Origin of the sequence: Methylotenera sp., assembly GCF_029945535.1 — a bacterium.
Lineage (GTDB): Bacteria > Pseudomonadota > Gammaproteobacteria > Burkholderiales > Methylophilaceae > Methylotenera.
The window spans coordinates 74,536-87,518 of sequence record NZ_JAQSCU010000010.1 but is presented as its reverse complement, the minus strand read 5'-3'; the positions used below and the strand labels follow the sequence as shown (position 1 = coordinate 87,518).

Below are 12,983 nucleotides of genomic sequence, written 5' to 3'. Positions count from 1 at the left end.
GGCTGGGAGGTTAAGTAAAACTTACCCTCCCAATGAGCGTTCTATACTAATAACTTTTTGTTACAGCAAGGTTACGAGGCGACTAAGAAACAATATGCTTAGTCTTTTTTATTTTTCCCATCTTTATCTTTTTTGGTAGATGTCTCAGACTTAGTTGATATTTCAGTCTTTACTGCTGGGGTAGACTCATCTCCTAATGAAATCACTTCCACACTGATAACAGAAGGTAATGCCGCAAGCTTGCTATTTTGACCAAGCTTATCTGCAGCGCCGAGTTGATCACCTTGTTTAGTAGTAGCCGTTGAATCTGCAGAAGCTGGAGCATTAAAGCTAATGCTACCTGTGCTTGCTACTGGCACACCGCTTGATTTACCTCCCGCGTTAAAGTTATCTCCATTACTGACAGCATTGGCCGCAACGAATATGTCCCCAGACGCACGCACACCCGCATCACCTGCGTTTACAGTGCCCGCGGGCGCAATTAAGTACACATTTCCAAGAGGAGCGGATGCTAGCGTCTGCAAAGTACCAATACCACTACCTGAGACCACGCCAGATAAATCAACAACTGTATTGCCTTTTTCATCTGTTCTAATTAATGGTGGAGGTGCAGAGGTAGCGGTTTTAGAACCTTTACCCGCATCAATATCGCCTTCGCTTGACCAGTTTAAAATATCACCACCTGCAATCGTAAACTCACGAGATTGCGCCACATCAATATTGCCCTTACTGAACAGATTGATATTGCCGCCTTTCACTGTGAACATACCCAATATAGATTCTGGGTTTGTTGCCCTTTTAGCTTTTTCCACAAGTAATGCTTCAGGGGTTTTAGGCAAACCAATCACAATGCTGCCACCTGGTGCCATTACATTTAAATCACCACCACGTTCAGTTTTAAGTTGGCTAAATGCTAGGTCTAATTTTCCATCATATTTAGCATTCGGGAAATATGTCGCAATTGCATCAAATCCACGCTTATAGGTGCCAGAGCCGTTATTGTGGTCAACACCAGCTTGTTTTAATTCACTAAAAAAGGTAGTTTGAACAAACTGATGTTGTAGTTGCGTGTCCATGATTTGGAATTGAGCCCAAGCATCAGCATCGCTCAAATTCTTAGCCTCATCTATACCATTTACCTTTCTAACAAAGTTGGTTAAGTTGCTACTATATGATTTGCTTTTGGCAGGATCTAAATACTTGGCAATAAATGCTTTATCATCTGCCGCCGCAGCGCCCACTAATACACTCAAACCAGCACCAGCTTCAGGTAAAAATGGATTATCCAAATTACCGCGTGTGACAATGCCAAAACTGGTGTTTAAATCAATATTTCTACCTGCTGAAATATCGAGATACCCAGGGCCACCCCATAAAACACCGTTTAAACCAACACTATAGTCATGGCCAGCGGAAATTGTAGTGACATCTGATGCGTTTAAGTTTTGTCCAAATATGGCAAAGTTATTAATATCATTTCCAGCATATATGTTTGCTTTTTTCGGCAACAATAGACTAAAGGTACCCGTACTAAGACCCTCTATATCTTTACCTGCATAAACCACAATCGGCTCACTATCTGCTTGATGCAGCGGAGTAGCAGCGTGCTTAAGAGAATCTACAGATCCTGAATCTGTTGTAGAAATTTTATTTAAAATCTCTTTGAACTCTGCCTTAGAAACAGGATTTAACACGGTAGGCAGAAGTAAAGGATCTCGATCAGAAACAATAATTGCAGCATTTAATTGTAAAGAATCACTAGTGACTAATTGTAAATTACCTCGTAATGCTGGCATTAAAACCATCGGCGACCGACCATTCACCGCAACATCACCAGCCAACGCTATCACTTCAAGGGTGCCAGGGAATAAATGATACTCTAGATTAAATGGTGAGTTTGTTGAAGAGAAGTCGTTTGGTGGTACATCATTACTAATCTCTATACCACTAGCAACAGAGGTCAGCTTTATTGCGCTATCTGGACCATATGTCGAGAATTCATTCTGCCCAGTAATTGCACCTTTCTTTAAGTTCTTAGATGCCATACCTATCATAGTCGGATTCAATGCAGTCATGAGATTCAATTGACCCACGCTGGCGACATCAAATACGGCATCACCCAGTGCAAGAACTGTCTTTATACTATGAGTATCAGCTAATAACCCACCACCTGCACGAATGGTTGCGGTGCCTTTGTCGTCCATAAAAACGCCACCGGAAATATCTCCACCGGCTTGAACATTAAGGTCTCCACCTCCATTAACGACTAATTTTCCATCTGTGGGGCCTGAACCAAAAACACGCCCATTGGTTGCAATCGCAGCAGACAAATCATTAATCGTACCGCCAGCTTTAATATTAATATCGCCGCCACCCAAGGCGCCTATGTTTTCTTGAAAGTTATTAAAGTATGTCCACCAACTGGTATTAGAAGTATATTTTCCATTGCTGACTAAACCTTGGCGAAACAACCAATCTGCGGGAAGCTGTATAGTATCAGCACCAATAATATTACCTTTACTAACCAGAGTAATGTCACCACCATTAGTGTTATAGGCAGCTGCAACTACTGTAGGTTTGATAAATGCACCTAAACTTGCTATGTAATCATCTGTATTATCTAGCTCACCAGCGGTATAAATTACAGAAGTTGCGGAATCTAATTTAAAATTACCACCAGTTGCAATTTCAATATCACCAGTACCAGTACGTATTAGCTTATTAGCCTCCAGAGTAAAGTCACCCGTGCCTTGGTTATTGGTTGCAAGCACATCAGCACTATTTAAATCTGCACCGGCTGCGATGCGGTAATCCCATGTACCGCCAGTAGTTAATGCTCCAGCGGTGGTAGCCGTAGTAAAAGCTGCACTAATACTGCCATTCACCTTAACATCGCCTCTAGCACGCAAGGTCAATGCACCTGGGCCGCCATCGTGCAAATCAAGATCATCCGCCACTGTAATATCGCCAGTACTGCGTACCTCGTCACCTGAGGAAACTTTAAATCGCGCATCAGACGCTAAACCTAGCGTGGATTTAATTCCGCTAGCATTTGTTAAAAAGTTAGCATTATCTTCAAGCATACTTGCTATGAATGTACTGTCTACGACGACATTTGCTTCACCAGCTGCATTTTTATAGACTTTCACGCCTTCTGCCACAATGCTGGCTTTTTCGCCTTTGACAGTGGAGCCAAATTGAGTAATGGCAATGTCATTGCCAGCTTGAGTGTTATCTGTCATACCTAAACGTGGTGCACGCAATACTACTTTGCCGTCGCTGCCTAGGCCTTTACCTCTAACGTCAATCACACTGCCTATAGCAGCTAAAATACGACTACCAATCGAGGGTGAAGTATCGCTATCAGTGGCAGTATTTAGAGTGACTTTACCGCCGTCACCTTTAGAGCCGGCCGTTTCGGTGGCTGCAATATTGGCTGAAGCGTCTATTAGTGCAGTAGATTCAAGGATGATATTACCTTTACCATCATCCAACTGCTGACCAGCATTGAGCTTAACAATACCGCCTTTGTTGCCAGTCGCGTCTATTTTTCCAGCAACAGTCAAGTTACCATCATCGGTAGTGAGCGTTACATTATGGGCAGTCACCGTGTCTGTTACAGCAACGTTTAAATCGCCTTTTGCTACATGAATATTGCGGCTTTCGTTAAATTTACCGCGTTCCAGCTCGACATTTAACGCTTTAAAATCAGTCACAGTTTTAGCATTTAGCTCAAAACTACCTTGCTTAGGTAAGCCCACGCCATTGCCCACAGCAGCGATACCATTAAGCGTACCAGCCAAAGCTGCAATACCTGCGGTGTTAATTGCGACTGTACCTGCGCCCGCACCGCCCGTTGCTGAAACATCAAGCACCGCACCAGCCTCCATGCGAATATTGCCTTTGGTTGTTTGAAGGTTAATAGTTCCAGCATCGGCTAAACCTGCCACCGTGCCTAGCATTTTCGCACTACCTGTAGCATTAATTTGCGAACCAGATAGTAAAACTAAACTATCACCACCAGCTGAACCCTCGGCTTTAAGTGTGACGGTGCCAGAAGGCATATCAATAATGCCGCCGTGGGTGATGGTATCTGCTGCTAACGTTAGCTTGCCACCGAGTGGTGCTTTATCTAAAACAGTGACTACACCATCTTTCGTAGGCACGAATTTCGAAGTCACTAAATTACCACTGGCTTTAATTGTTTGATCTGACAAACCTGCTGCTGTAATACGAGCTGCATTAATATTAAGATCACCGGTCACATCCAACGTACCTTTGGCTTGACCTACCACTTGGTCAGCTTTTAAATTAACTTTGCTAAAGCCTGCGGTGGAGAAAGTGCCATTACCTAAGCCTATTTCTTTACCAGCATTCACTTGTAATGTACCGCTACCTAACGTACCACTTCGGTCATACGTAGCAGCATCTGGATTAGCAAATTTAACGGTATCGGCCGTCAGTGTTACCGTATCGCTTGCACTGTTATAGCCTTTAAAACCAGCCGTTTCTAGTGTTAAGCTTTTCAGCTTATCATTACCCACTTTTGTAGTGCCATAAAAATCTATGGTGCTGTACGATTTTAATTGGATATTGCTTGGGTTTCCTAATGCAGCTAATTTATCATTATCAAGTAACAAGCCGCCTACTGCTGTCGTTGGTGTACCGAAGCTAATGTTTGGTGCGCCCAGACGGACGGCACCATCAGTTCTCTTTCCATCTTTTCCAACCACCCCTACCGCAATATCTCCATTCACATGGTTAGCATTAGTTGCATCCGCAATAATAGAACCATCTGCCGAAACTTTTGCGCCTGATTGAATATCAAGATTACCTGTCAGTTGGCTAACATTTTTACGTACTAAATCGCGTTGCTCCCCCGTGCTAACACGTAACAACGCGCCATCACCACTAACACCAGTAGCCACATCGCCTATAATCAGCGCGCTACCATTTTTTACCGCTGCGCCAGCAGCATTAACAGAAGTACCACTTACCATTGAAACCGTATCAGTGGCCGCTAGTGTAATTTCTTGCCCAGTTAAACTTGCGCCACCTATCAATTTTACATTGCTGGCAGTGACATCAAGCTGCGTGCCAGCTGCAACGCTAGTGCGTTTGCCGCCAATAACCAGACTTTCTGCGCCCATGGCATTTAGTTTAGTGCTAGAGAGTGTCAAGTAGCCAGTCTCTTGACTGCCATCGCCTGAAATCGCGATTTTATCTGAACTAATGTCCACCTCAGAACCACGTGAATCTGCTGAATGTTTACCTATAACGCTGCCATCTAATATCAAATTATTGACTGCACTAATTGCCACGCGACCTGCATCGGCAGGTAAACGTAAACCGCTAGCCTGACCTGTGCTATTTGCAGGATTAAAATAATTGCTTGCTAAGGTATTGCTAAACTCAGATTGCGTTCTGGCGATTGCCCCAGACGCCACAATAAAACCAGAAGCACGTGAATCTGCAGTAATACCGCCAAATTGTGTACGATAGCCAGACACTATCATTGAGCCATCTTTATTGCGTGTGTTTTGCTGTGCAGTGAAGTCTTGCGTGCCTGCAACCGCTTTAACAGAATAAGCACCTGGCAACAAAGCATAATGCGCTGGCAATAATACATAATTACCTGCTGGCAAGCCATTACCGCCAGAAAGATAAATAGAATCTCCCGCTTTAAAAGTGCCATTACTATATGACTCACTATTACCCGCCATATAGCCAGCTTTAAGATCGGGCATCACAGCAAAAACTCCGCTTGCTGCTAACACGTCATCGCTGCCGCCTGTACCTGTTGTAAATTCCCAAGCCGATAAGTCGCCGCCGCCTGAGATGTCTATTTTAGAACCGGCTTTGGTTTCAATGAATTTACTATCTAAATTCACATTTTTATCGGGCAAACTACTAATCGTTGCAACACGACCATTACCTTCATCAAAAGTCCAATCTTTACCATTTACGGTATAACCGATTGGCAAGGTTTTGCCTTCTGCTGAAACCGAGGTGAGGCTGTTGCTACCAAGCGTAAGTGTGTCACTCGCTTTAAGATTAATCACGCCAAACGGGGCGCGTAGCACACCATCTTGCGTGATGTTAGTCGCTTCTACATTGAGCTTGCCTAATACTGAATATGGCACGCCAGTATCCGCACCGCTCGATTTAAAAGCAATAGTCGAGCCTGCACCAGTACTACTAAGCGTGTAGTTGCTAAGTGTTGATGGGTAAATACGAGCAGCTTTTAAGGTTAAGTCTCCAGCAGTTTGTAACTTACCTAGTGGCGTAGTCACTGGAACTGTTGCATCATCATCAGCGATATCTTTAAGCACGCCCCTTAGTTGAATATCGCCAGTACTATTAAAATTAGCGCCGCCTTTTCCAGTAGAAGTGTCTTTATTACCAATTCCAGACAGATTTTGTTGTCCAAACAAATCAATATAATCTGCATTAACGGTTAACGTACCAGTTCCAGCAACAGCAGGTGTTAAATGTTGGTTGAGTACATTCTGCGTAAGGACCTGACCATTACCAATGCCAACATATGAAGCATTAATAACAGCATCCACACCGTCATTTACTACTAAGTTAGGTGTGTCTAAAGTGATGGCGCCACGTGTTTTTAAAGTGAGGCTATCTGCGATGAGGATCTTATCGCTTTTAGCAAGCTGAATGGTATCAAAACCAGCGCTTTGTAATTTGTCTGCAAACACGTAGGCAATGCCGTTATTGGAGGCATCTATAGAATCGCCAGTATGAAGACCTACAGGTACTGCTGATCCTGTCGCCTTCAGCACTATTTCGCGTGAAACTGTTGGATACTGCTCTTCAGGAGAAAGGCCGCCATTACTACTAATTAATCCCTGTAAATCAGCAATCAATGGCAGCGCGATAGATAAGTTACCAGCTGCGACACTTTCATTGCCGCCATGTGCACTCATAGTGGCATCCAGCATAATGCCTTCGCGTGCTGAGATACTTAAATTACCACCTTTAGAAGCGACATCTTTTGCAACATAACTATTGCCAGATTTAACATCTAGTACCGCATGTGTACCATTAAGTTTTAACTGACTACCCGTCTCTGCCACCACCTCGCCTTTTGTCGCTTTTAAGGTAATATTACCGGCATCTTTAACGTTGCCAACATTAAAGCCATTGTTATTGACATAGCTATTGGTAACGCCACTTACATCTAGTACGCTGTTTGCGCCCAACCATAGTGTTTGATCGGCTTTATACTTCAAAGCATCCACACTATCGTCTTTGACGATACCTATAGAACTGCCAATTGTGCCCAATGTGGCTGATATATTACCTGCCGGAGCTAGGATGCTACCCAAGATGGTTAACTGACGTTTAGCCAACAAATTGACGCTTGCGCCAGGGTCTGTAGTAATAATAGAACCTAGGCCTAAGGTTAATTTACCTGTATTTTGATTACTGGCAGATAAGCTTAAATTAGTCACTTTACGGGTTAATGCTGCGTTTGAGGCTGGCAACATTGATAAATGTGAAAACTTTGTAATATCAGCACCACTTTGCTGAATAGCAAAACCGCTATCTAACACGCGGGTAAGTGCTGCGGGAGCTATACTGGTATTGTCTGCTAAGGTTAAGCCTTCAAAACCATTGATATCATACGAGGTGAACCCACCATTTTGGAATAAAGTAGGGTCAATCAACGTTTCGCCAGCCGTCCCTAATGCAGTGGTTCCTATTGTGACGGTACCAGAAGAAAGACTTAAGCTACCACCTGTTGCTAATGAATCGGCGCGTAAAGTGCCATCTAATCTTAACTTGCCAGTATGTGAAGTAGTTTTGTCATCTGTAATGCCATCACTCGCTAACAGCTTAATGTCACCACCCTTACCACTACTCAGCTTTCCACTCGCGTTTAACCATGCGCCGCCAGAGGCATTAACAACGCTACCTTTTGCCAATGTGATATCTCCAGCACCAGTTTCACTAGAGGCTGAGATATTAATTTTTCCGCCATCTACAGCTATCGTGTCTGTCGCTGTTGGGTTTACTCTATCATTTGTCCATAAGCCACTTACATCTAAAGTACTAGCACTGCCAACCTTAACATTGCTACCAGCGTTGTTTGTAAATGTAGCTTGTTTACCAATGTAGCCTTCTCTATTTTTCGCAGATAAATCTACCGTGCCACTGTGTGCTGTTATATTGCCTTGCACATCAACCCCGCCACCATTCAAGGTGACATTACCACTTGGGGTTACGCTAAGGTTCGTACCACTCTTTACGGTAATTTGACCATCAGCATAGTATAAAAGACTGTTAAATCCGGTTGGCGCAGTGAAATTTGAACCCAGCAGTAAGGTTTGTTGTTGCTCTTTACTTAAATCATCGCCGAAAGCAGGTAATGCACTAGCAACGTGTGAAGCATCTAATATTAAGTCCGAATGCAATACGTAAGTCTGTTTCAGTAGCTCGGTATCTGCTGCATTTGCCTTGTTTTGACCTATCTGTAAAGTGGCGCCTTTAGGCTTAGTCAAGTTAGTGCGCTGGTGTATGCCAGAAATAGTATCGCCTTTTAGCTTACCCTCAAGCACCATGGCTGGCGCGCTAAACGATATGCTACCTGCATCTTTTCCTGATGTGTAGCCCTGCTCTTGATAACTGACATTTTGAATATCAACATACTTCAAGTCTTTTGAGGCATTAGCTATATCATAAGATTGACCATTAGAAGCTAACAACCTTGTTTTGGTGACAGTGCCACCTGTGTAATCCACCTTACCACCAGAAACATTAATCGTTGCAGTGGGTGCAAATACGATATCGCCTTCAGACTGTACTTTTACAGCGCCCCCTGTGGCTAAACGCTCCTTAACACCGTGCTGAATTGCTGAGGTATACCCGCTCACATCAGCCACAGAAGTGCCAACGTTACCATTTACACCCGTCGCTCTAGCGTCTACATAAACTTTAGCTTTATTGAGGATTCCATCACGCTGTAAGGGTGAGTCGCGTAATTGCGTTGAACGTAATTCAGCCTGCACCACATTGCTTGCCACTGAAACTTGCGCCGCAGTTTCTCCAGCTCTATCAGCTACAGTGCTGCCGCTACCTACACCACTCACATCAATGACACTGCCGCTATCAAAATAAACGCGACTAGCATTAGCCACTGCACTAGAATTTGAATCAAGAATAGTTGGAGCATTTGGGTTTAATCCCGCAAACAAACCCACATTGCCACTAGGTGCAATAATCATGGCATTTTTCATCAAATGTATGCTTTGGCCGCTAATATCCACTTTAGATTTATTCACCGTTGCACTATCTAAAACGGTTGCCTTATCTGTAGCATCAAGTAACACCTCAGTAATACTATTTTCACCTAGTACTGCCGTTCCACCTTTAGTAGCAAATCGCGTTGTTACATTTTTAACAGGATCTAATAATGTAGTTGTAGTGTCCTGTGCCTGGATTTTAATAGAGCCATTGGCGGTAACCGATGTTGTAGCCTTTACGCGGCCATTTTGATTCACAGCTATACCAGCAAGGGTAATATTGCCACGTTCCGCAATAATGTTACCAAGATTAGTATTAGTCGTTGTACCGCCGTTATCCACCTCTACCAACAGACCGCGTAAATTAGGGTTATCACTTGCCGCTAAATATACTTTTTGACCTGCAGCAAGTAAGGTTTGTCCATCTGGGGTGCTAATCAAACCATTGTTTTCGATATTAGGCGCAAACATCATGATTTTTCCGCCGCTGGCAGCTGTTAGCGTTGCGCCTAAATCCACCTGAATAAACCCGCTAGCATCGCCAGAAAATGCAGCTGACCCATCTGTAAGTGACAAGAAGCCTTTATTGAATAAATCGTCTGAAATGTTGAGCGTTGAAGCGATTAAACTATTGACGTTAACCGAGGCACCTTTACCAAACAAAATACCATTGGGGTTAATCAAATAAACTTGACCATTAGCAGTTAGCTTACCCATTATCTGACTTAGACCACCTGATGCACTCACTCGATTTAAGACAGAACTTGTAGCGCCCAATTGCTGATCAAAATTTACGTTAGCGGCTGAACCGATATTAAATGTGCCCCAATTGATCACCATATTCTTAGTAGATTGGTTTATCGTCATTGCCGCAGCATTGGTATTAATCGCACCTGCACCAGAGGTAATGACGCCTAAGGTTGGCAAGGCATTAGATGGTAAGGGGTCAGCTGATAAAGCATCGTAACTATAGGCAATAGTAAATATTGCAGCAGCTAAGGCATGGCGCGAACGTATGCGCTTACCAGAGCTTTTTTGCCCATGTGATTTTGTTGCTTCTGACACAGGAACAAACATGTTCAAATACTGGCTATAAACTAAACGAAAACGACCGAAATTCATGCTGACTTCCTCAAAAAAACTTTAACTAACTCTAGCTGATGATTATTTCAATTTAGCTACCACAGATTACAAAAACCATAAAATTTGCGGCACTGTAAATTTGTACTTGATTAACTCTGAATTAAACTGTTCTATTTTTGAAACGCTTTTAAAAAACTCATCCAAAATAAAACAGAAAAACCATCTCTCTGTTTACAGAGAGATGGTCATCCTAGATTGAACAAATAGGATCGCTATCCATTCAATACCATTACTTGATTAACTAAAACTTAACCTATTACCATTGTGCAAGTGGAGTTGCACATTCGTTACCGCTACGTGAGTAGTGGCTTGTATCAGCCAAGAAGTCAGCAGCTGGTGCTAATGGATCACCAACCAAACCGTTACTTGTAGCCAAGTTAGCACCAACACCTAAATCAGCAACAAAAGCGTTTGAAAAATCATTAATGTTATTAAGTACTGGAGCACCTAAAGTTGATTTTGTTGATTTAGTCAAAACTGTTTCATAAGCAAAAGCATATTTACCGTTAAGTAAATTTGTTTTTTGGAACTCAGGTGCATTTGCAGTACCTGGGTGAACGCCATCAATAGCTACAAACTTCCATGAGCTAGCAGGTTGTGCATTTTCTAATGAAACAACACCAATCACATACGCTGTTGTTGAAGCTGCATCAGCCAATACTGCATCTGAACTAGCAGCTTGTTTAACGATTAATGTATCAGAACCGTCAACAAAAGATTGACCAGCCGCTGTACCAGGTGTTGCACCAACTGAGCCAGCATTTGGGCCTGTAGCACATGGATTTTCCAAGAAGAACAGCTCTGCAGAAGCTTGAGTACCAGAAGTTACGCTACGACGATCTAAAGTTAAAGGTAAAGCTAAGTGTGCAGTGCCATTTGGTAATAAAATGTTCCAGAAACCAGATGTAGCTGTCATCAAAGAAGCATATTGTGATTTGCTGATTGAAGGAGTTGCAGTACCACCTTGGTCAGCTACTAACAATGCGTGAAGTGCTGGTGAAACAACAACACCAAAACCTTGAGCTGAACCCACTGTAATATCAGCAACATAAGTATTACCAGCTGTTTGTGCTACTAATTGACCCTTTGCTGCAAATACTTTTTGTGAAACATCAGAGAAACCAATGTGAGCTGGTTTAGCAACTAAAGTGTTAGCACATGTACCTGTTGTACCAGTTACCGTACAGTTAGTTAGGTCAAGTTGACCTTGTGTAGAACCGTTACGTAATGGTGTGATTGCGTTTAAAGAACCACCTTCATTTTTAAGCACAACAAATGGGCCTGTTACGCCTGGTAAGTTAGGGTATGTTGTACCTGCAGCAGCATTACATTTCCAACCTTTACCAACTGGTACAGCTTTGCCATCAGTAAGAGTAATTAGTGGATTAGTACCACACAATCTACCTACAGAAATTGCAATACCTTTTGTTTGAGCAGTAGCACCAACAACGTACATAATGTTATCTGCAGTAACGCCTGTTGAAAGGTCAGCTGCGAATGCAGATGGTGCTGCGATAGCAACTGCTAAAGCCAAAACTAGTTTTTTAACTTGCATAATATTCTCCAAAATTTAGATAAACCCTACCTGAACTAGCGCATTGAATGCGCAAGCCTGTTTAATTTCATTACGTGTAATTTGCATCGCTAGCTCTAATACCTAGAGCTAGCGTTATGGCAGATGAATTAAGCGCGAGTACGGCGACGTGCAACAAAGCCCATTAAACCTAAGCCCAACATTGCCATTGCCCATGAATCAGCTTCTGGAACTGCTGCAATGTATGTTAATTGACCTGCTGCATTTAAGTTCCATGTATCACCTGTTGAACCAACACCGTTTGTTAAGAACTGAGTCTTAACTGTTTGAGTTACGTTTGAAGTAGCTACTGGTCTTGTAATGCTATAGAAATTCAAGCTATCACCTAAAGCAGCTGTCGCATTAAAAGCATTGTATTTACCAAAAACGTTAGTACTTACTTTAGCACCAGAGTCAAAACCGCCACCTGTTATCAAGCCGGTTGAAGTTCCAGTAATAGCTGCATTCAAAGATTCAAATTGCGCAATTCCGCCTGAAGCAATTGCTACGTCAGACATTAATCCATTCATACCACTGTTACTAAAACTATTTGGAGTAGTATTTGATGTTGCTAACAATCTATCACCAGCGTTATATGACGTTGGAGCAGCTGCGTTAGATTGGTAAAAACCTAATACTTGGTATGTAACGCCACCAGCAGTAGCGCCAGTAATGAAGTTTGTCCAGTTAGCATCAGCTGCATAGCTTATAGATAGATCAGTATTGCCAGTAAATGCTGAAACTGATCCAGCTTGACCTAAAGCAGCGATAAATGTTTTTGAAGCAGCTGCATCATAAGCAACTAAGAACATTTCGTTATTTGTCAAAGCGTTTGCAGCACCTGACATCGTTGTTGCAACAACAGCAGCAGCAACTAAAGCTTTCAATTTGAAATTCATTGTAAATCTCCCTAAAAATAAAAACACAATCAAAAAAAACACATAAAAATTGACTAGCAAAAAAAACGCGAGTAACTAAAAAAATATTCGTTACTTGAAATTCGTTTA

The 12,983-nt window shown here is 42.6% G+C and carries 3 protein-coding genes; all 3 read right to left on the bottom strand.

From position 1 onward, the window contains the following. Nucleotides 1–98: 98 nt before the first annotated feature. Nucleotides 99–10,382, bottom strand: coding sequence for a filamentous haemagglutinin family protein (locus PSU72_RS03490; RefSeq protein ID WP_300430702.1), 10,284 nt, complete (start codon nt 10,380–10,382; stop codon nt 99–101). A gap of 277 nt (nt 10,383–10,659) precedes the next feature. After that, the gene (locus PSU72_RS03485) at nt 10,660–11,958 is read right to left on the bottom strand and encodes a hypothetical protein (RefSeq protein ID WP_300430700.1); all 1,299 of its coding nucleotides are present in this window, start codon (nt 11,956–11,958) and stop codon (nt 10,660–10,662) included. Nucleotides 11,959–12,086: 128 nt separating this feature from the next. Then, a complete protein-coding gene (locus PSU72_RS03480) occupies nt 12,087–12,875 on the bottom strand; it encodes a PEP-CTERM sorting domain-containing protein (protein ID WP_300430698.1) in 789 nt (262 codons plus the stop codon). Between the last annotated feature and the right edge of the window lie 108 nt (nt 12,876–12,983).